Source organism: Staphylococcus simulans, assembly GCF_047037175.1.
Lineage (GTDB): Bacteria > Bacillota > Bacilli > Staphylococcales > Staphylococcaceae > Staphylococcus > Staphylococcus simulans_C.
The window spans coordinates 2279631-2300844 of sequence record NZ_CP178241.1; the positions used below are offsets into that span (position 1 = coordinate 2279631).

General features: G+C 38.2%; 19 protein-coding genes and 1 other annotated feature. All 19 genes read left to right on the top strand.

Features of this window, described 5'->3' with window-relative positions; genetic code table 11:
- Window positions 1-72 precede the first annotated feature (72 nt).
- The 19 genes from radA to rpoC all read left to right on the top strand — a co-directional run bounded on the left by radA (window position 73) and on the right by rpoC (window position 21168).
- Window positions 73-1443: a DNA repair protein RadA gene (gene radA / locus ACFCT9_RS10990; protein WP_412519267.1), complete on the top strand. Its 1371-nt coding sequence runs from the start codon at window positions 73-75 to the stop codon at window positions 1441-1443.
- Between the two features lie 27 nt (window positions 1444-1470).
- Window positions 1471-2535, top strand: a complete 1065-nt coding sequence (locus tag ACFCT9_RS10995) for a PIN/TRAM domain-containing protein (RefSeq protein WP_412519268.1) — start codon at window positions 1471-1473, stop codon at window positions 2533-2535.
- Window positions 2536-2821: 286 nt separating this feature from the next.
- Window positions 2822-4276 carry a glutamate--tRNA ligase gene (gene gltX / locus ACFCT9_RS11000; RefSeq protein WP_412519269.1) on the top strand — a complete coding sequence of 485 codons (1455 nt, stop codon included), beginning with the start codon at window positions 2822-2824 and terminating at the stop codon, window positions 4274-4276.
- A 297-nt stretch (window positions 4277-4573) separates the two neighbouring features.
- Window positions 4574-5203, top strand: a complete 630-nt coding sequence (cysE, locus tag ACFCT9_RS11005; RefSeq protein ID WP_412521669.1) for a serine O-acetyltransferase — start codon at window positions 4574-4576, stop codon at window positions 5201-5203.
- Window positions 5187-6587: a cysteine--tRNA ligase gene (gene cysS / locus ACFCT9_RS11010; RefSeq protein WP_412519270.1), complete on the top strand. Its 1401-nt coding sequence runs from the start codon at window positions 5187-5189 to the stop codon at window positions 6585-6587. Before cysE ends, cysS begins: the two co-directional genes overlap by 17 nt.
- Window positions 6588-6630: 43 nt before the next feature.
- Complete coding sequence (locus tag ACFCT9_RS11015; protein WP_412521670.1) at window positions 6631-6981, top strand: Mini-ribonuclease 3; 351 nt, start codon at window positions 6631-6633, stop codon at window positions 6979-6981.
- A 4-nt stretch (window positions 6982-6985) separates the two neighbouring features.
- Window positions 6986-7729, top strand: coding sequence for a 23S rRNA (guanosine(2251)-2'-O)-methyltransferase RlmB (gene rlmB / locus ACFCT9_RS11020; RefSeq protein WP_412519272.1), 744 nt, complete (start codon window positions 6986-6988; stop codon window positions 7727-7729).
- Window positions 7730-7732: 3 nt separating this feature from the next.
- Window positions 7733-8263: an NYN domain-containing protein gene (locus ACFCT9_RS11025; protein WP_412519274.1), complete on the top strand. Its 531-nt coding sequence runs from the start codon at window positions 7733-7735 to the stop codon at window positions 8261-8263.
- 77 nt (window positions 8264-8340) lie between these two features.
- Window positions 8341-8916, top strand: coding sequence for an RNA polymerase sigma factor (locus ACFCT9_RS11030; RefSeq protein WP_412519275.1), 576 nt, complete (start codon window positions 8341-8343; stop codon window positions 8914-8916).
- Between the two features lie 112 nt (window positions 8917-9028).
- Complete coding sequence (gene rpmG, locus ACFCT9_RS11035; RefSeq protein ID WP_107604674.1) at window positions 9029-9172, top strand: 50S ribosomal protein L33; 144 nt, start codon at window positions 9029-9031, stop codon at window positions 9170-9172.
- Window positions 9173-9219: 47 nt separating this feature from the next.
- The gene (gene secE / locus ACFCT9_RS11040; RefSeq protein WP_412519276.1) at window positions 9220-9426 is read left to right on the top strand and encodes a preprotein translocase subunit SecE; all 207 of its coding nucleotides are present in this window, start codon (window positions 9220-9222) and stop codon (window positions 9424-9426) included.
- Between the two features lie 14 nt (window positions 9427-9440).
- Window positions 9441-9989, top strand: a complete 549-nt coding sequence (nusG, locus tag ACFCT9_RS11045; RefSeq protein WP_002481325.1) for a transcription termination/antitermination protein NusG — start codon at window positions 9441-9443, stop codon at window positions 9987-9989.
- 152 nt (window positions 9990-10141) lie between these two features.
- Complete coding sequence (rplK, locus tag ACFCT9_RS11050; protein ID WP_412519278.1) at window positions 10142-10564, top strand: 50S ribosomal protein L11; 423 nt, start codon at window positions 10142-10144, stop codon at window positions 10562-10564.
- Window positions 10565-10757: 193 nt separating this feature from the next.
- A complete protein-coding gene (rplA, locus tag ACFCT9_RS11055; RefSeq protein ID WP_412519279.1) occupies window positions 10758-11453 on the top strand; it encodes a 50S ribosomal protein L1 in 696 nt (231 codons plus the stop codon).
- A 141-nt stretch (window positions 11454-11594) separates the two neighbouring features.
- Window positions 11595-11740 (top strand) — a sequence feature (ribosomal protein L10 leader region).
- Between the two features lie 45 nt (window positions 11741-11785).
- Complete coding sequence (gene rplJ, locus ACFCT9_RS11060) at window positions 11786-12286, top strand: 50S ribosomal protein L10 (RefSeq protein WP_412519280.1); 501 nt, start codon at window positions 11786-11788, stop codon at window positions 12284-12286.
- 44 nt (window positions 12287-12330) lie between these two features.
- The gene (gene rplL, locus ACFCT9_RS11065) at window positions 12331-12699 is read left to right on the top strand and encodes a 50S ribosomal protein L7/L12 (RefSeq protein ID WP_412519282.1); all 369 of its coding nucleotides are present in this window, start codon (window positions 12331-12333) and stop codon (window positions 12697-12699) included.
- Between the two features lie 281 nt (window positions 12700-12980).
- Window positions 12981-13586, top strand: coding sequence for a class I SAM-dependent methyltransferase (locus tag ACFCT9_RS11070; protein ID WP_412519284.1), 606 nt, complete (start codon window positions 12981-12983; stop codon window positions 13584-13586).
- Between the two features lie 221 nt (window positions 13587-13807).
- Complete coding sequence (gene rpoB / locus ACFCT9_RS11075) at window positions 13808-17359, top strand: DNA-directed RNA polymerase subunit beta (protein WP_412519286.1); 3552 nt, start codon at window positions 13808-13810, stop codon at window positions 17357-17359.
- Between the two features lie 197 nt (window positions 17360-17556).
- Window positions 17557-21168, top strand: coding sequence for a DNA-directed RNA polymerase subunit beta' (gene rpoC, locus ACFCT9_RS11080; RefSeq protein WP_412521671.1), 3612 nt, complete (start codon window positions 17557-17559; stop codon window positions 21166-21168).
- The last annotated feature ends 46 nt before the right edge of the window (window positions 21169-21214 follow it).

The following is a 21214-nucleotide window of genomic DNA, read 5'->3' on the forward strand; positions in this document are numbered from 1 at the left end:
TCAATCATAGCTTTTAATCCTTAGAGGGTGTAAAATAGATATGTTTTTCACGGAAAATGAGGTGGTGTAAATTTGGCAAAAAAGAAAGTGACATTTGAATGTATGGCATGTGGTTACCAATCGCCGAAATGGATGGGTAAATGTCCTAATTGTGGTGCTTGGAACCAAATGGAAGAAGTTATGACGCAAAAAGAAGCGCCAAGTGGCAGAGGGATGCGTACAAGAGAACAAACCGCTAAAGTAACAAAATTAAATGATGTCCAACATGAATCTACACCGCGTATTCATACAAGTTCTAAAGAATTTGATCGCGTGCTAGGCGGCGGTATTGTCCAAGGTTCACTCGTGTTAATCGGCGGGGACCCAGGGATTGGGAAATCGACTTTGTTACTTCAAATTTGTTCAGCGTTATCCCAAAATAAAAAGTTACTTTATATTACGGGTGAGGAATCACTGAATCAAACGAAATTACGTGCCGATCGTTTAGAAGAAGACTCTAGTCAATTGAATGTATTTGCGGAAACAGATTTAGAAGTGATTAAAGAAGCAGTCAAACAAACACAACCGGACTTGGTTGTTGTGGACTCTATTCAAACAGTCTATCATCCAGAAATCAGTTCAGCACCGGGATCTGTTTCACAAGTACGTGAAAGTACGCAAATTTTAATGGGCATTGCGAAACAAATGAATATCGCAACCTTCATCGTGGGGCACGTAACAAAAGAAGGTCAAATTGCGGGTCCACGTTTACTTGAACATATGGTAGATACGGTTTTGTATTTTGAAGGCGATGAACATCATGCATACAGAATTTTGCGTGCAGTGAAGAACCGTTTCGGTTCTACGAATGAAATGGGCATCTTTGAAATGAAACATAGCGGCTTAAAAGGGGTTAAAAACCCGTCAGAGATGTTCTTAGAAGAACGTTCAACCAATGTGGCAGGTTCTACTATTGTACCGACGATGGAAGGCACACGTCCATTACTAATTGAAGTACAAGCTTTAGTGACACCGACAACGTTTAACAACCCAAGACGTATGGCAACTGGTATTGATCATAACCGCTTAAATTTATTAATGGCAGTGTTAGAAAAGAAAGAAAGTTACTTGTTGCAGCAACAAGATGCGTATGTCAAAGTCGCAGGCGGTGTTCGTTTAACTGAACCGGCGGTTGATTTAGCCATTATTGCAGCAGTAGCTTCTAGTTTTAAAGACCAACCGATTAATGGCATGGACTGTTTTGTTGGTGAAGTTGGTTTAACAGGTGAAGTTCGACGTGTCTCACGTATTGAACAGCGTGTGCAAGAAGCAGCGAAATTAGGGTTCAAACGTGTGATCATTCCTAAAACCAATATAGGAGGTTGGGACTTCCCGGATAATATTCAAGTTATCGGTGTAACAAGTGTACACGAAGCGTTGAATTTCGCATTGATGAAAAGCTGATACCACAGAGAGAAAGGAGGTTATCAGATGAACATTGTAAAGACAATTGTCATCATCAGTTATATGATTTTAGGCGTCAGTCTTGGGATATTAATCATACCTGATATCGCACGTGATTTAGGTTTGGCAGATCATTATGTGTGGCTGACGAATAAATATATTGCCGGCATCATTGGCATGATGCTGTTCTTTATTGTATTTGGTTTGTTCATTACTAAAATTACCAAAGCTTTACGTAAATTAGAAGGTTTTATTATGCGGCACAGCGCAATTGCAATTCTCTTTGCGGCCATCGGTTTAATTATGGGGCTCTTTATCTCTGTAATGATTGCTTTTATTTTAAATATTATCGGATCATCTTTATTCCTTCATGTTCTTCCTATTATTATTACAGTATTCTTGAGTTATTTAGGTTTCCAATTCGGCTTGAAGAAGCGAGATGAGATGTTGGCTTTTTTACCAGAGAAGATGGCGCGCTCTGCCTCAATGAATGCATTACGTGCAAACCCTAAAGTGTTAGATACAAGTGCAGTGATTGACGGCAGAATTTTAGATATTATCAAATGCGGCTTTTTAGACGGAGAGATTTTGATTCCGCAAGGTGTCATTAATGAACTGCAAGTGGTCGCAGATTCTACAGATAGTGTTAAACGAGAAAAAGGACAACGCGGTCTGGATATATTAAATCAAATCCACGATGCGGACCATCCTTCTCGTATTATCCATCCGCAGAAATCTTATAATCATATTGATGCATTGTTGATTAAACTGGCACATAAATATAAAGCGGATTTAATTACGACAGATTTCAACTTAAACAAAATTTCACGTGTACAAGGCATTAAGGTATTGAACGTCAATGACTTGTCTGAAGCAGTGAAACCTGCTGTACGCCAAGGAGATCATATGAATTTGTTAATCACGAAAATGGGTAAAGAACCAGGACAAGGTGTCGGTTACTTAGAAGATGGTACTATGGTTGTGATTGACGATGCGAAATCCTTAGTTGGACAGCATGTTAAAATCGAAATTACGAGTATTTTACAAACGTCATCTGGACGGATTGTCTTTGCGAAATTAATTCAACAGTGAATGTTCGTTGTTTCACATGGAACAGTAGTATAATCAGAGTTCATCTGAGTAAGCAAATGGGCTTACCAAATAAGGCTTGTAATGCTACAATAAGTAAGAATGGGTACAGAATTGCCTGGCTATTTATGTCAGTCAAACAGATCAATCTTGTTTCTGCTTTTGACCACGCATTATCATGAATACTTAAGCACATTCTGAAGTATCACTATCTCTTTAGTGGATAGGGGTAGTTGATGTCTCTAACTTTTTTAATCAATAATCTAAAAATACAGGAGTGAACGAAATAATGAGCGAACGCGTAAGAGTCAGATATGCACCAAGTCCAACAGGTTACTTGCATATCGGAAACGCTAGAACAGCACTATTCAACTATTTATTTGCTAAACATTATGATGGGGACTTTGTCGTACGTATTGAGGATACGGATAAAAAACGTAACTTAGAAGACGGCGAATCTTCTCAATTCAGCAACTTGAAATGGTTAGGTCTTGATTGGGACGAGTCTGTAGATAAAGACAATGGTTATGGTCCGTATCGTCAATCTGAACGTAGTAAATTCTATGATCCTTTAGTAGAACAATTATTAGCAGAAGATAAAGCGTATAAATGTTATATGACTGAAGAAGAATTAGAAGCAGAACGTGAAGGCCAAATTGCGCGTGGCGAAACACCGCGTTATGGCGGCAAACACGCACATTTAACAAAAGAAGAACAAGAAGCGTTTGAAGCAGAAGGACGCAAACCTTCAATTCGTTTCCGCGTTCCAAAAGGCAAAGTATACAAATTTGATGACATGGTTAAAGGCGAAGTGTCATTCGAATCTGATAATATCGGCGACTGGGTTATTGTGAAAAAAGACGGTGTGCCGACGTATAACTTTGCGGTAGCAGCAGATGACCATTATATGGAAATCTCAGATGTTATCCGCGGTGATGACCATGTATCAAATACACCAAAACAATTAATGATTTATGAAGCATTCGGTTGGGAACCCCCACGTTTCGGTCATATTTCATTAATCGTGAATGAACAACGTAAAAAATTAAGTAAACGTGATGGACAAATCTTGCAATTCATCGAACAATATCGTGATTTAGGCTACTTGCCTGAAGCATTATTCAACTTCATCACATTACTTGGCTGGTCACCAGAAGGTGAAGAAGAAATCTTCTCTAAAGAAGAATTCATTAAATTATTCGATGAAAATCGTTTGCAAAAATCACCAGCATTCTTCGATAAGAAAAAATTAGCTTGGGTAAACAACCAATACATGAAACAAAAAGACTCAGAAACAGTCTTTGAATTAGCATTACCACACTTAATTAATGCTGGCTTGATTCCAGATTCACCTTCAGAAGAAGACTTAGACTGGGGTCGTAAATTAATTGGTTTATACCAAAAAGAAATGAGTTATGCGGGTGAAATCGTACCGCTTTCTGAAATCTTCTTCAGAGACGAAGTGGCATTGAACGAAGAAGAACAAGAAGTCATCAATGGTGAGCAAGTACCAGAATTGATGGAACACTTATACGGTAAACTAGAAGCATTAGAACCATTTGAAGCGGCAGAAATTAAGAAAACAATTAAAGCTGTTCAAAAAGAAACAGGCATTAAAGGTAAACAATTATTTATGCCGATTCGTGTTGCGGTTACAGGCGAAATGCATGGACCGGAATTACCGAATACAATGGAAGTATTAGGTAAAGAAAAAGTATTAAATCGTTTAAAAAAATATCTATAATTTTAGTGGGTAACCTTGCTTGAATTTTTGGCATAAACCACCTATTATTAAAAGTAATTACTGAGGATTAGTAGATAATCATTCAAGGTCAGAGAGTGTGCGGTTGCTGCGAGCACATCTTGAATATTATTGAATGCACCTTGGTTCGGACAATGATAAATACGGGATTTGAGAGAGTATATGAAAAGCGAATGTTTCATATGCTGAAGAAGAGTGGAACCGTGCGAAGCACCTCTGACATTAAGTTGTTAGAGGTGCTTTCGTCATAAATAGGAGGGGAATAACTTGTTTAAAAGAATGAGAGACGATATAAAAATGGTATTCGAACAAGATCCTGCAGCTAAGACATCATTTGAGGTAGTAACTACGTATGCAGGATTGCATGCAGTATGGAATCACTTATTAGCACATAAACTTTATAATAAAAAGCACTACGTGGCTGCACGTATTATTTCGCAAATATCACGCTTTTTCACGGGTATTGAAATTCATCCAGGTGCTAAAATCGGCAAACGATTATTTATTGACCATGGGATGGGTGTTGTCATCGGCGAAACTTGTACGATTGGCGACAACGTCACAATTTATCAAGGTGTTACATTAGGTGGTACAGGTAAAGAAAAAGGCAAACGTCACCCTGACATCGGCGATAATGTCTTAATAGCAGCAGGTTCAAAGATTTTAGGTAATATCAAAGTAGACTCTAACGTTAATATTGGTGCAAACTCAGTTGTGTTAAGGGATGTGCCAAGCTATTCAACAGTTGTCGGTATTCCTGGCCATATTGTGAAACAACACGGTAAACGCATCGGTAAAAACTTTGATCATCTCAACTTACCAGATCCGATTTACGAACAAATGAAACAATTAGAAAAACAACTAGAGCAAGTGAAGAATGGAGAGATTCAAGATGATTACATTATATAATACATTGACGAGACAGAAAGAACCGTTTAAACCGATAGAAGAAGGCAAAGTTAAGATGTATGTCTGCGGTCCGACTGTATATAACTATATTCATATCGGTAACGCACGTCCGGCTATTAACTATGACGTTGTACGTCGTTACTTTGAATATAAAGGTTATGTTGTTAATTATGTATCAAACTTTACAGACGTAGATGATAAATTAATCAAACGTTCAAAAGAATTGAATGAAAGCGTGCAAGAAATTGCTGATCGTTATATTCAAGCATTCTATGAAGATACAGGAGCATTGAACGTCAAAAAAGCGACATCTAACCCGCGTGTGATGAATCATATGGATGACATTATTGCGTTTATTCAAAAGCTTGTAGACCAAGGCTATGCTTATGAAAGTGAAGGCGATGTTTACTTCAGAACACGTAAATTTGAAGGTTACGGTAAATTAAGCCATCAATCTATTGATGACTTAAAAGTAGGTGCACGTATTGAATCTGGTGAACAAAAAGAAGATGCATTAGACTTCACGTTATGGAAAAAAGCCAAACCAGGTGAAATCAGTTGGGACAGCCCATTTGGTAAAGGACGTCCAGGCTGGCATATCGAATGCTCTGTCATGGCATATCATGAATTAGGTGAAACAATTGATATCCATGCAGGCGGCAGCGACTTGCAGTTCCCGCATCACGAAAATGAAATCGCACAATCTGAAGCACATAACCATGCTCCATTTGCGAATTACTGGATGCATAATGGTTTCATTAACATCAATAATGAAAAAATGAGTAAGTCATTAGGCAACTTCGTCTTAGTACATGACATTATTAAAGAAGTGGATCCTGATGTATTACGTTTCTTTATGATTAGTGTACATTACCGCAGTCCAATCAACTATAATATGGAATTGGTTGAATCTGCGAAAGCTGGTTTAGAACGTATCCGTAATAGTTATCAAGCGATTGAAGAAAGAGAAGCAATTGCATCAGATATTGAAGATCAATCAAATTACATTGAACAAATCGATGCATTGTTAAAACAATTCGAAACGGTTATGGACGATGATTTCAATACAGCTAATGCGATTACAACTTGGTATGATTTAGCTAAACTTGCGAATAAATATGTGATGGAAAATACAACGTCTAAAAAAGTTATTGAACGCTTCAAAGAAGTGTACCAAATCTTCAGTGATGTTTTAGGTATTCCATTAAAAGGCAGACAACAAGATGAATTGTTGGATGAAGAAATTGAAGCATTAATCGAAGAACGTAATCAAGCACGTCAAAACAAAGATTATGCACGTGCAGATGAAATTCGTGATGAATTAAAAGCACAAAATATTATCCTTGAAGACACACCACAAGGCGTGAGATTCAAACGTGGATAATCAAGAAAATATCAAACTGCTGAACCCATTATCATTAGCATATATGGGGGATGCAGTTTTAGATCAATATGTCAGAACGCATATCATTCTTAAATTGCGTGCGAAACCAAATCGACTACATCAACAAGCAAAGCGTTTTGTGTCTGCGAAAAGTCAGGCGATTACGTTAGAAAGTTTGATTGCGTCGGATTGGTTTACTGAAGAAGAATTAGAAATTGTACGCAGAGGACGTAATGCGAAAAGTCATACCAAAGCGAAAAATACAGATATTCAGACGTATCGTAAAAGCTCAGGGTTGGAAGCGGTGATTGGCTTCTTATATTTAGAACATCAATCAGGCCGACTAGAATCTTTGCTTGAACGTATTGTAACTGAAGTTGAAGAAAGGGAGTGAGGATGTGGAAGATTCAGTCATTGTAGGAAGACATGCCGTGAAAGAAGCCATTACTTCTGGGCATCCTATTAATAAGATATTGATTCAAGATGGTGTGAAAAAGCAACAACTTGATGAAATCTTAAAAAATGCAAAAAAGCAAAAATTGATTGTGCAAACCGTCCCAAAAACGAAATTAGACGGATTAGCTGAAGCACCGCATCAAGGTGTCGCAGCATTGGTTGCACCATACGAATATGTAGAGTTAGATGACTTATTAGCAAACCTTAAAGCACAAGACCATTTACCTGCTTTAATGCTATTAGATGGTCTAGAGGATCCGCATAATTTAGGTTCTATTTTAAGAACTGCAGATGCGACAGGCGTAGATGGCGTCATTATACCGAAACGTCGTTCTGTTGCTTTGACACAAACCGTTGCTAAGGCTTCTGCAGGTGCGATTCAACACATTCCAGTGACACGAGTGACGAACTTAGCACAGACGATGGATAAGTTGAAAGAAGAAGGTTATTGGATTGCAGGCACAGCTGCTGATAATGCAACAGATTATCGTCAAATGAGTGCAGATATGCCGATTGCTATCGTTATCGGTAATGAAGGCCATGGTATGAGTCGCCTCGTTAAAGAGAAATGTGATTTCTATATTAAAATTCCTATGGTCGGACATATTAATAGTTTAAATGCATCGGTTGCCGCAAGTTTAATGATGTATGAAATTTATCGAAAACGTCATCAGGTTGGAGAATAAGCTATGAAGCACAAGGATCGGTATTTAATCATCGATGGTTACAATATGATTGGTCATAGCCGTGCTTTATCAGAAATGGCTAAAGAAAATTTAGAAGAAGCCAGAGAAAAGTTGCTGTTAGCAATTGGCAACTATAAAGCGACTGTGGCAGACGATGTTATAGTTGTCTTTGACGCTTATGAACAAGAAGGTAATGAAAGTGAGTTTTATTACCATGGGGTACGAACGATTTTCACAAAAGAAAATGAAACAGCTGACAGCTTTATAGAACGGTTTGTATATGGGTTATATGATAAGCATACAACCCATATTGCTGTTGTTACGAGTGATATGAGTGAGCAGCATGCAATCTTCGGAACAGGTGCTTATCGTATTTCATCTCGAGAGATGTGGCAGCATATCAAGTTGAATGAAGCTAGCGTTGAATCGACGATGAAGACGTTCAATAATAATAAACCTCGAACACGTATCCAACTCACAGATGAAGTGTTATCGAAATTTGAAAAAATCAGAAGAGGAGACCAAGATAAATAGAGTTTCTGTACATTGCCTATTTCAGCAATGTTTCGCTATGATAAGTTCACTTTTATGAAAGGATTGAACTTACCGCGATGCAGAAAACTTCCGTTCCTCAAGATATTGTCTCTCTTATTCATCTTACGCAAATGCATGACGATCAAGCGATGCATCAACTATTAGAAGTGTTGCAGCCTTTTATTCGGAGCCGGCTGATTCATCCTTCAATTGCACCGCATGATTGTGATGATTTGATACAAGATATCTCCTTAAGAATCAGCAGAAATATTTATCATTTTAAAACGATAGAAACCATACCGTTTGAACATTACTTCAATCGCTTAGTCAGCACTTCTAAGTATGACTATTATCGAAAGCAAAAACGATTGAAAATACAACAAGATAGTCTTATTCAAGAAGCGGCGTGTTGTTATCATGTTCAATTGCCATCTGTCGAAGAACAACTCATTTCAAAAGAACGTTCAGAAATTCTGCTTAATTGTTGTAAGAAATTAAGCAAATTAGAGCGAGAAGTAGTACAATATATATTGGATGATTATTCCCCAAGTGAAACAGCACAAGCGATGGATTTAAGTGAAAAGGCAGTTTATAACGCCCTTCATCGTAGTAAAGTGAAGCTGCGTAAAATGCAGGCATTATTGGATGCATGATTGCGTTTCGTTACACTTATAGATACAACTTACAATTCACTAGACGTTTGACAATTTGAGGGTTTCTTATGTATAGTTAGTGAGTATTTAATATAGGTAAGGTGAAGGTATTATGAAGAAAGTCCCGCTTAACTGTGAAATTTGCGGCAATAGAAACTATACCGTACCAAAGAACAGCAACCTTGCAGAAAGACTCGTGTTGAAGAAGTATTGCAAAACGTGCAATGCGCATACAGTACACAAGGAATCGAAGTAATTGCTAAAAGGCCAAGATGAAATTATTGATTAATTGGAGGTACGACAATGGCTGAAGATAAAAACAAAAATTCAAAAGCACCAAAAGAGAGTTTCTTCAAAGGCGTTATATCTGAGATGGAGAAAACGAGTTGGCCGACGGGTCAAGAACTCATGAAATACACAACAATTGTAATTGTTACAGTATTATTTTTCTTAATCTTCTTCTATGCCTTAGATTTGGGAATCGGTAGATTAATAGAATTAATTAGTTAATGAGGAGTGACAGCATGTCTGAAGAAGTTGGAGCAAAGCGTTGGTATGCCGTGCATACTTACTCTGGCTATGAAAATAAAGTTAAGAAAAATTTAGAAAAACGTGTTGAATCAATGAATATGACAGAACAGATTTTCAGAGTTGTCATACCTGAAGAAGAGGAAACACAAGTTAAAGACGGTAAAGCGAAGAAAATCACGAAAAAAACTTTCCCTGGCTATGTCTTGGTAGAGTTAGTTATGACAGATGAGTCATGGTATGTAGTAAGAAATACACCAGGTGTAACAGGATTTGTCGGTTCAGCAGGTGCTGGATCAAAACCTAACCCGCTGTTACCGGATGAAGTTCGCTTTATTTTAAAACAAATGGGAATGAAAGAAAAAACAATTGATGTTGAAGTAGAAGTTGGAGAACAAGTTCGCATCAAGTCAGGTCCATTTGCCAACCAAGTCGGTGAAGTACAAGAAATCGAAGCAGATAAATTCAAGCTTACAGTATTAGTAGATATGTTTGGCAGAGAAACTCCAGTAGAAGTTGAATTTGATCAAATCGAAAAATTGTAATTCGAAAAAGTGTTGATTTTACAATTTTTCAATGATATAATACTATGGTCGTCCTTTGGAAGAAGGAGGCCATTTCGTCACGAAATGTTTTAAGAGTGGGAGGGCAAAAATGAGCCCTGTGACCACATCACGATATCAAGGAGGTGCACATCGTGGCTAAAAAAGTAGAAAAAGTAGTTAAATTGCAAATTCCTGCAGGTAAAGCGAACCCAGCACCACCAGTTGGTCCAGCATTAGGTCAAGCAGGTGTGAACATTATGGGATTCTGTAAAGAATTCAACGCGAGAACACAAGAACAAGCAGGTTTAATCATTCCGGTAGAAATCAGTGTATATGAGGATCGCTCATTTACATTCATCACTAAAACTCCACCGGCTCCAGTACTACTTAAAAAAGCAGCTGGCGTTGAAAAAGGTTCTGGTGAACCTAACAAAAACAAAGTTGCTACAGTAACTAAAGATCAAGTACGTGAAATCGCTGAAACTAAAATGCCTGACTTAAACGCAGCAGACATCGAAGCAGCAATGCGTATTGTTGAAGGTACTGCTCGTAGTATGGGTATCATTGTAGAATAATAGCGTAAAGATGAGTTTGCTCATCTGACGAAACGAATAACAATCAGAAACTTGAAACAAACAGGCAGATGACAGTAAAGTTAATCCAATGAATAAAAATTGCGAACAGCTCATAAGGTCATCTGCTCTTAACTTGCATAAGCAAGTAATGTGGGAGGACATTCCGCTAAAACCACTAAAGGAGGAAATATAAATGGCTAAAAAAGGTAAAAAGTATCTAGATGCTGCTAAAAAAGTTGACCGTAATACTTATTACGCTGTTGAAGAAGCAATCAGCTTAGCTAAAGAAACTAGCGTTGCAAACTTCGACGCTTCTGTAGAAGTAGCATTCCGTTTAGGTATCGATACTCGTAAAAATGACCAGCAAATCCGTGGTGCAGTAGTATTACCACACGGTACTGGTAAAACACAACGTGTATTAGTATTCGCGAAAGGTGACAAAGCTGCTGAAGCAGAAGCAGCTGGCGCTGATTACGTAGGCGAATCAGAATACGCTAACAAAATCCAACAAGGCTGGTTCGACTTCGATGTAGTTGTTGCTACACCGGACATGATGGGCGAAGTTGGTAAATTAGGTCGTGTATTAGGACCTAAAGGTTTAATGCCAAACCCTAAAACTGGCACTGTAACTATGGATGTTAAAAAAGCGGTTGAAGAAATCAAAGCAGGTAAAGTAGAATACCGTGCTGAGAAAGCTGGTATCGTCCACGCTTCAATCGGTAAAGTATCATTCAGTACTGAGGATTTAGTTGAAAACTTCAACACTATCCAAGACGTATTAGCAAAAGCTAAACCAGCTTCAGCTAAAGGTACTTACTTCAAATCTGTTGCAGTTTCAACTACAATGGGTCCTGGTGTTAAAGTAGATACTGCAAGCTTCAAACTATAATATAAATGAAATTTAAGAACTAGAGAAAATGTGTAAGTTGCAAAGTGCCAATCGTATCGATTCATATCTGAAACAGCTGAAAACTTTTTCTCTAGTTTTTTTAATTACTTATTGACATATCACATTGGAACAGTTATATTGGTTAATGTGATTATTTTACCTAAGACAGTAGGAGTTAGAGATAACTTAAAACTTGATCCTGCCGAGGCTAAAATTGACTTGAACGTGAACTATGAAACTTTCAAGCACTTTTTGCCGTAGGGTGAAAGTGCTTTTTTTATTGGGTAAAGCTCAAAAAAAGCACCGAACAAAATATGTATGGAGGTGTCTAAATGTCTGGAATTATTGAAGCTAAAAAACAATTAGTTGAACAAATCGCTGATCAACTTAAAAATTCAGTTTCTACAGTAATCGTTGATTACCGTGGTTTAACAGTAGAAGAAGTAACAGAATTACGTAAACAATTACGTGAAGCTGGTGTTGAGTACAAAGTATACAAAAACACTATGTTACGTCGTGCTGCTGAACAAGTAGGAATCGAAGGTCTTGACGAATTCTTAACAGGTCCAACAGCTATTGCAACAACTACTGAAGATGTAGTTGCTCCTGCAAAAGTTATCTCTGGATTTGCTAAAGAACACGAAGCTTTAGAAATCAAAACAGGCGTTATGGACGGTAATGTTATTACAGCAGAAGAAGTTAAAACTGTTGGTTCTTTACCATCACACGACGGTCTTGTTTCTATGTTACTTTCTGTATTACAAGCTCCTGTACGCAACTTCGCTTATGCGGTTAAAGCAGTTGGAGAATCTAAAGAAGAAAGTGCTGAATAATCAGTACCAACAATTAATTATTTAAAAAATGGAGGAAATATATAATGGCTAATCAAGAACAAATCATTGAAGCAATTAAAGAAATGTCAGTATTAGAATTAAATGACTTAGTAAAAGCAATCGAAGAAGAATTTGGTGTAACTGCAGCAGCTCCAGTAGCAGCAGCAGGTGCAGCAGGCGGCGGCGACGCAGCAGCAGAAAAAACTGAATTTGACGTTGAGTTAACTTCAGCTGGTTCATCTAAAATCAAAGTTGTTAAAGCTGTTAAAGACGCAACTGGTTTAGGATTAAAAGACGCTAAAGAATTAGTAGACAACGCTCCTAAAGTAATCAAAGAAGCTTTACCTAAAGAAGAAGCTGAAAAACTTAAAGAAGCATTAGAAGAAGTTGGCGCAACTGTAGAATTAAAATAATTCTATTGACACAGCCAATAACTAAATGAAAAGAGAACGAGGCTAATAACCATTATTAATGTGTGAAACGCAGTTTCACAGCCTGAATTCTTTGAGAAATGAAAACCCCGTTATTGAGTTAACGGGGTTTTTCTAATGAGTGCAACTCATTATAGAACGAATTGTATTTATAGCAAATGACTGATGAAATGTGTATCCTTAAAGTAAAGGGTAGACTTGTCTTTGTTTGAATAGAAGAGTATACTCGAACAGCTTCTAATGTAAAGTAATGAGGTGTAAGCATGAGTCATTATTATGACAAAAATCCTGAAGTTGAAAGTCATAAAGAGACATTTAAATATCATTATCATCAAAATGAATTGAATCTAGTGACAGATGCAGGTGTATTTTCTAAAGGGAAAATAGATTTCGGGTCAGATTTATTGGTTCGTACGTTTTTAAAAGAACATCCGCCTGGACCGAAGAAAACCGTTGTGGATGTCGGCTGCGGATATGGACCGATTGGTTTGATGATTGCGAAAGTATCACCGCATCACCATGTCATCATGTTGGATGTGAACCACCGCGCACTAGATTTGGCGAAAGAAAATAGTGAGAAAAATCATATTGAAAATGTCACTATAAAAGAAAGTGATGGTTTAGCTGAAGTTCCGGATAATTCTTGTGACATGATCGTGACGAATCCGCCAATCAGGGCAGGAAAGTCAGTTGTTCATGGCATTTTAGAAGACGCACATGAGAAGTTGAGAACAGAAGGCGAATTGTACGTTGTAATTCAGAAAAAGCAAGGTATGCCTTCTGCGAAAAAGAAAATGGAAGCTGTATTTGGGAATGTAGAAACCCTTACTAAAGAGAAAGGGTATTATATTCTAAAAAGCAAGCGTTGACCATTGACAACCATATTTATTTCTGATATAGTTATAGAATGTAAAAATTTATGTTCAAGAAGTGTGTACTTTTACGTATAAAATAACAAAGTAAATCTTTAATAACGCAGAATAGAAAATGGTGTCATCGGGTGTGCTGCCGTTTTCTTTTTGTCTTGTTACCGTTTTGTTTATTTTATTATGTAAGAGACATTCGAACAATTTTTGAGGGGTGAATCTGTTTGGCAGGTAAATTTGTCCAATATGGAAGACATCGTAAACGTAGAAATTACGCGAGAATTTCTGAGGTTTTAGAATTACCAAACCTTATTGAAATTCAAACTAAATCTTATGAATGGTTCTTAAAAGAAGGCTTATTAGAAATGTTCCGTGACATTTCTCCAATCGAAGACTTCACAGGCAACCTTTCTTTAGAATTTGTAGATTATAGATTGGGTGAACCGAAATACGATTTAGAGGAATCTAAGAACCGCGACGCAACTTATGCTGCACCTCTTCGTGTCAAAGTGCGTCTTATTAACAAAGAAACAGGAGAAGTGAAAGACCAAGAAGTCTTCATGGGTGATTTCCCATTAATGACTGATACAGGTACTTTCGTGATCAATGGTGCTGAACGTGTTATTGTATCACAATTAGTTCGTTCTCCATCCGTATACTTCAATGAAAAAATCGATAAAAATGGTCGTGAAAATTATGATGCGACAGTAATTCCTAACCGTGGTGCTTGGTTAGAATTCGAAACAGATGCTAAAGACATCGTTTATGTTCGTATCGATAGAACTAGAAAATTACCATTGACTGTATTATTACGTGCTTTAGGTTATTCAACTGATCAATCAATTATTGATTTATTAGGTGACAACGAATACCTACGCAACACTTTAGAAAAAGATGGTACTGAAAATACAGATCAAGCATTATTAGAAATTTATGAACGTTTACGCCCTGGCGAACCACCTACAGTAGAAAACGCGAAAAGCTTGCTTTACTCTCGTTTCTTCGATCCAAAACGTTATGACTTAGCAAGCGTTGGTCGCTATAAAATGAATAAAAAGCTTCATTTAAAACATCGTTTATTCAACCAAAAATTGGCTGAACCGATTGTTAATACTGAAACAGGTGAAATTGTTGCTGAAGAAGGCACAGTTTTAGACCGTCGTAAACTAGACGAAATTATGGATGTTTTAGAATCTAACGCAAACATCGAAGTAGATGAGTTAGATGACAGCATCGTAAATGAACCTGTTGAAACACAATCAATTAAAATTTATGTACCAAATGATGAAGAAGCTCGTACAACAACAGTCATCGGTAACGCATTCCCTGATTCAGAAGTGAAATGCATTACACCAGCTGACATTGTTGCATCTATGTCTTACTTCTTCAACTTATTGTACGGTGTAGGTCAAACAGATGATATTGACCATTTAGGTAACCGTCGTTTACGTTCAGTAGGCGAATTACTTCAAAACCAATTCAGAATCGGTTTATCAAGAATGGAACGTGTCGTTCGTGAAAGAATGTCTATTCAAGATACAGATTCTATTACACCGCAACAATTAATCAACATTCGTCCAGTGATTGCATCTATCAAAGAATTCTTTGGCAGCTCTCAATTATCACAATTCATGGACCAAGCGAACCCATTAGCAGAGTTGACACATAAACGACGTCTATCTGCCCTTGGACCTGGTGGTTTAACACGTGAACGTGCACAAATGGAAGTACGTGACGTGCATTACTCTCACTATGGCCGTATGTGTCCAATCGAGACACCAGAGGGTCCAAACATCGGTTTAATCAACTCATTATCAAGCTATGCGCGTGTGAATGAATTTGGTTTCATTGAAACGCCATATCGTAAAGTTGACCATGATAGAAACGCAGTAACTGATCAAATCGATTACCTTACTGCAGACGAAGAAGACAGCTATGTTGTTGCGCAAGCGAACTCACGTTTAGATGACGAAGGTCATTTCTTAGACGAAGAAATCGTTTGTCGTTTCCGTGGTAACAACACAACTATGGATAGAGAGAAAATGGACTACATGGACGTTTCTCCTAAACAAGTTGTATCTGCTGCGACAGCATGTATCCCATTCTTAGAAAACGATGACTCTAACCGTGCGTTAATGGGTGCGAACATGCAACGTCAAGCAGTACCATTGATGAACCCTGAATCTCCATTTGTAGGTACAGGTATGGAACATGTTGCTGCACGTGACTCAGGTGCTGCTGTAATCAACAAGCATTTTGGTCGTGTAGAACATGTAGAATCTAACGAAATTAAAGTACGTCGTATTATTGAAGAAGATGGTCAAGAATACGAAGGTGAAGTAGATGCGTATAGATTAGCTAAATTTAAACGTTCTAACTCTGGTACTTGTTACAACCAACGCCCAATCGTTAAAGTCGGCGACGTTGTATCTCAAGGTGAAATCTTAGCTGACGGTCCTTCAATGGAACTTGGTGAGATGGCACTTGGACGTAACGTTGTAGTCGGATTCATGACTTGGGACGGTTATAACTACGAGGATGCTGTAATCATGAGCGAACGTCTTGTTAAAGATGACGTTTATACTTCTATTCATATTGAAGAATATGAATCTGAGGCACGTGATACAAAATTAGGACCTGAAGAAATTACACGTGATATTCCTAACGTAGCTGAAAGTGCACTTAAAAACTTAGATGAACGTGGTATCGTTTATGTAGGTGCTGAAGTGAAAGATGGCGACATCTTAGTTGGTAAAGTTACGCCTAAAGGTGTGACAGAATTAACTGCAGAAGAACGTTTATTACACGCTATCTTCGGTGAAAAAGCACGTGAAGTTCGTGATACGTCATTACGTGTACCACATGGTGCAGGCGGTATCGTATTAGATGTCAAAGTCTTCAATCGTGAAGATGGCGATGATTCATTATCTCCAGGTGTAAACCAATTAGTACGTGTTTACATCGTTCAAAAACGTAAAATCCACGTTGGGGATAAAATGTGCGGTCGTCACGGTAACAAAGGGGTTATCTCTAAGATTGTTCCTGAAGAAGATATGCCTTACTTACCAGACGGCACACCAATCGATATCATGTTGAACCCACTAGGTGTACCATCACGTATGAACATCGGACAAGTACTTGAATTACACTTAGGTATGGCGGCTAAAAACTTAGGTATCCATGTTGCATCACCAGTATTCGATGGTGCCAACGATGATGACGTTTGGTCTACAATCGAAGAAGCAGGTATGGCAAGAGATGGTAAAACTGTATTATACGATGGACGTACAGGTGAACCATTCGATAACCGTATCTCTGTCGGTGTAATGTACATGTTGAAACTTGCACACATGGTTGACGACAAATTACACGCGCGTTCAACTGGACCATACTCACTTGTTACACAACAACCACTTGGCGGTAAAGCACAATTCGGTGGACAACGTTTCGGTGAGATGGAGGTATGGGCACTTGAAGCATACGGTGCTGCATACACATTGCAAGAGATCCTAACTTATAAATCTGATGACACTGTTGGTCGTGTGAAAACTTATGAAGCGATCGTTAAAGGTGAAAACATCTCTAAACCAAGTGTTCCAGAATCATTCCGCGTATTGATGAAAGAATTACAAAGTTTAGGTCTTGATGTTAAAGTCATGGATGAAAATGATAAAGAAATTGAAATGTCAGATATGGATGAAGACGATGTGCACGATCATAAAGTAAACATCCAACAATCTTCAATTCCTGAATCACAAAAAGAAACAACTGACTAATTCATTTCGGTGTTCAATAAGCAAATAGCGTAATGTTAAAAATCCAAATATTGCAAGGCTGCATTAGGCAATGTACTGCATTGCCTTTATGCACCTTTAATATTTTTCAATTTATTGATCATTTATCAATCAAATAGCACAGCTAATCTAAATTGAAGGAGGTAGGCTCCTTGATTGATGTAAATAATTTCCATTATATGAAAATCGGCCTTGCTTCACCTGAAAAGATTCGTTCATGGTCATACGGTGAAGTTAAGAAACCTGAAACAATCAACTATCGTACTTTAAAACCTGAAAAAGATGGTTTATTCTGTGAAAGAATCTTTGGTCCTACAAAAGACTGGGAATGTAGTTGCGGTAAGTACAAACGTGTTCGCTACAAAGGCATGGTTTGTGACCGTTGTGGTGTTGAAGTAACTAAATCAAAAGTACGTCGTGAAAGAATGGGTCACATTGAACTTGCGGCACCTGTTTCACATATTTGGTACTTCAAAGGTATCCCAAGTCGTATGGGTCTATTATTAGATATGTCTCCAAGATCACTTGAAGAAGTTATCTACTTCGCGTCATATGTTGTGGTTGATCCAGGCCCAACAGGTCTTGAGAAGAAATCATTACTTTCTGAAGCAGAATTCAGAGATTACTATGATAAATTCCCAGGTCAATTCGTAGCGAAAATGGGTGCTGAAGGTATCAAAGACCTATTAGCAGAAATTGACTTAGATGAAGAGTTGAAAGACTTACGTACTGAATTAGAATCAGCAACTGGACAAAGATTGACACGTGCAATCAAACGTTTAGAAGTTGTTGAATCATTCAGAAACTCCGGCAACGAACCTTCATGGATGATTTTGGATGTACTTCCAATTATCCCGCCAGAAATCCGTCCAATGGTTCAATTAGACGGTGGACGCTTTGCGACAAGTGACTTGAACGATTTATACCGTCGTGTTATCAACCGTAATAACCGTTTGAAACGTTTATTAGATTTAGGTGCACCTGGTATCATTGTTCAAAACGAAAAACGTATGTTGCAAGAAGCGGTGGACGCATTAATCGATAATGGTCGTCGCGGCCGTCCAGTAACTGGTCCAGGTAACCGTCCTTTAAAATCACTTTCACACATGTTGAAAGGTAAACAAGGTCGTTTCCGTCAAAACTTATTAGGTAAACGTGTTGACTACTCTGGTCGTTCTGTAATCGCAGTAGGTCCAGGTCTTAAAATGTATCAATGTGGTCTGCCTAAAGAAATGGCATTAGAGTTGTTCAAACCTTTCGTAATGAAAGAATTAGTTCAACGCGAAATTGCGACAAACATCAAAAATGCGAAAAGCAAAATTGAACGTATGGAAGATGAAGTATGGGATGTTTTAGAAGATGTTATCAGAGAACACCCAGTACTCCTAAACCGTGCACCAACATTGCACAGATTAGGTATCCAAGCGTTCGAACCAACATTAGTTGAAGGTCGTGCGATTCGTTTACATCCATTGGTAACTACAGCTTATAACGCTGACTTCGATGGTGACCAAATGGCCGTTCACGTACCTTTATCTAAAGAAGCGCAAGCAGAAGCACGTATGTTAATGCTTGCAGCGCAAAACATCTTGAACCCTAAAGACGGTAAACCAGTCGTTACACCATCACAAGATATGGTACTTGGTAACTATTACTTAACTTTAGAACGTAAAGATGCAGTGAATACAGGTGCAATCTTTAATGATGCAAATGAAGTGTTGAAAGCATACCAAAATGGTTATGTACACTTGCATACACGTATCGGTGTACATGCAGGTGCATTCCACAACCCTACATTCACTGAAGAACAAAATCGTAAGATCTTAACGACTACTGTCGGAAAAGTTATCTTTAACGAAATCATTCCGGATTCATTTGCTTATATTAATGAACCGACACAAACAAACTTAGAAGATAAAACACCTGATAAATACTTTGTCAGCGCAACTGAGTTAGGCAAAGGCGGCTTAAAAGCATACTTTGAGGACCAAGAACTTGTTGAACCATTCAACAAAAAATTCTTAGGAAATATCATTGCAGAAGTGTTCAATCGCTTCAGTATTACTGATACGTCAATGATGCTTGACCGTATGAAAGACTTAGGTTTCAAATACTCTTCTAAAGCAGGTATCACTGTTGGTGTATCTGACATCGTGGTATTACCTGATAAACAAGAAATCTTAGATGAACACGAAAAATTAGTTGAACGTGTTCAAAAACAATATAACCGTGGTTTAATCACTGAAGAAGAACGTTACAATGCTGTCGTTGAAATTTGGACAGATGCTAAGGATGAAATTCAAGGTAAATTGATGAAATCCCTAGAAAAAACGAACCCAATCTTCATGATGAGTGACTCTGGTGCCCGTGGTAACGCATCTAACTTCACACAGTTAGCCGGTATGCGTGGTCTGATGGCCGCACCATCTGGTAAAATCATCGAGTTGCCAATCACATCTTCATTCCGTGAAGGTTTAACAGTGTTAGAGTACTTCATCTCTACTCACGGTGCGCGTAAAGGTCTTGCCGATACAGCACTTAAAACTGCCGATTCAGGTTACCTTACTCGTCGTCTTGTTGACGTTGCACAAGATGTTATCGTTCGTGAAGAAGATTGCGGAACTGACCGTGGTCTGCTTGTATCTGACATTAAAGAAGGTACAGAAATGATCGAACCATTCATCGAACGTATTGAAGGTCGTTACTCAAAAGAAACAGTACGTCATCCAGAGACAGATGAAGTACTTGTGAAACCAGATCAATTGATTACACCAGAAATCGCAAAACGCATTACAGATGCAGGCATTGACCAAATGTACATCCGTTCAGCATTCACATGTAATACACGTCATGGTGTATGTGAAAAATGTTACGGTAAAAACCTTGCGACTGGTGAAAAAGTTGAAGTGGGTGAAGCGGTTGGTACAATCGCAGCGCAATCTATCGGTGAACCAGGTACACAGCTTACAATGCGTACCTTCCATACAGGTGGGGTAGCCGGAAGCGATATCACTCAAGGTCTTCCACGTATCCAAGAGATCTTCGAAGCACGTAACCCTAAAGGTCAAGCAGTTATCACTGACATTGAAGGTACAGTCGAAGACATCAAACTTGCGAAAGACCGTCAACAAGAAATCGTGATTAAAGGTGCAAATGAAACAAGATCATATCTTGCTTCAGGTACTTCACGTCTTAAAGTTGAAAAAGGCCAACACGTTGAACGCGGGGAAGTCTTAACTGAAGGTTCTATTGAACCTAAGAACTACTTATCAGTAGCTGGCTTAAATGCGACAGAAAGCTACTTGCTTAAAGAAGTTCAAAAAGTTTACCGTATGCAAGGTGTAGAAATCGACGATAAACACGTTGAGGTTATGGTTCGTCAAATGTTACGTAAAGTACGTATCATTGAAGCTGGGGATACAAAACTATTACCAGGTTCATTAGTAGACATCCACAACTTCACAGATGCCAACAGAGAAGCATTCAAAGACCGCAAACGTCCAGCAACTGCTAAACCAGTATTGCTTGGTATTACGAAAGCGTCTCTTGAAACAGAAAGCTTCTTATCTGCAGCATCATTCCAAGAAACAACACGTGTACTTACAGATGCAGCTATCAAAGGTAAACGTGATGACTTACTTGGTCTTAAAGAGAACGTTATTATCGGTAAATTGATTCCTGCAGGTACTGGTATGAGACGTTATAGCGAAGCTAAATACGAAAAACATATCGACCCTCAAGTGAAAGAAGCAGTTGAGGAACTTGCAGCGGACACAAATACACCGCAATAATAAAATTAAGATAAATTATCAGCCAATACCGCTTTCTGAATAAGAA

Bases quoted from the DNA above. Each gene is read 5' to 3' on its own strand.
- cysE (WP_412521669.1), top strand. From the start codon at position 4,574: ATGAGAGACGATATAAAAATGGTATTCGAACAAGATCCTGCAGCTAAG.
- rpoC (WP_412521671.1), top strand. From the start codon at position 17,557: ATGAAAATCGGCCTTGCTTCACCTGAAAAGATTCGTTCATGGTCATAC.
- nusG (WP_002481325.1), top strand. From the start codon at position 9,441: ATGTCTGAAGAAGTTGGAGCAAAGCGTTGGTATGCCGTGCATACTTAC.
- ACFCT9_RS11070 (WP_412519284.1), top strand. From the start codon at position 12,981: ATGAGTCATTATTATGACAAAAATCCTGAAGTTGAAAGTCATAAAGAG.
- ACFCT9_RS11025 (WP_412519274.1), top strand. From the start codon at position 7,733: ATGAAGCACAAGGATCGGTATTTAATCATCGATGGTTACAATATGATT.
- ACFCT9_RS11015 (WP_412521670.1), top strand. From the start codon at position 6,631: ATGGGGGATGCAGTTTTAGATCAATATGTCAGAACGCATATCATTCTT.
- cysS (WP_412519270.1), top strand. From the start codon at position 5,187: ATGATTACATTATATAATACATTGACGAGACAGAAAGAACCGTTTAAA.
- rplA (WP_412519279.1), top strand. From the start codon at position 10,758: ATGGCTAAAAAAGGTAAAAAGTATCTAGATGCTGCTAAAAAAGTTGAC.
- rplL (WP_412519282.1), top strand. From the start codon at position 12,331: ATGGCTAATCAAGAACAAATCATTGAAGCAATTAAAGAAATGTCAGTA.
- secE (WP_412519276.1), top strand. From the start codon at position 9,220: ATGGCTGAAGATAAAAACAAAAATTCAAAAGCACCAAAAGAGAGTTTC.
- ACFCT9_RS10995 (WP_412519268.1), top strand. From the start codon at position 1,471: ATGAACATTGTAAAGACAATTGTCATCATCAGTTATATGATTTTAGGC.
- gltX (WP_412519269.1), top strand. From the start codon at position 2,822: ATGAGCGAACGCGTAAGAGTCAGATATGCACCAAGTCCAACAGGTTAC.
- rplJ (WP_412519280.1), top strand. From the start codon at position 11,786: ATGTCTGGAATTATTGAAGCTAAAAAACAATTAGTTGAACAAATCGCT.
- rpmG (WP_107604674.1), top strand. From the start codon at position 9,029: ATGAAGAAAGTCCCGCTTAACTGTGAAATTTGCGGCAATAGAAACTAT.
- ACFCT9_RS11030 (WP_412519275.1), top strand. From the start codon at position 8,341: ATGCAGAAAACTTCCGTTCCTCAAGATATTGTCTCTCTTATTCATCTT.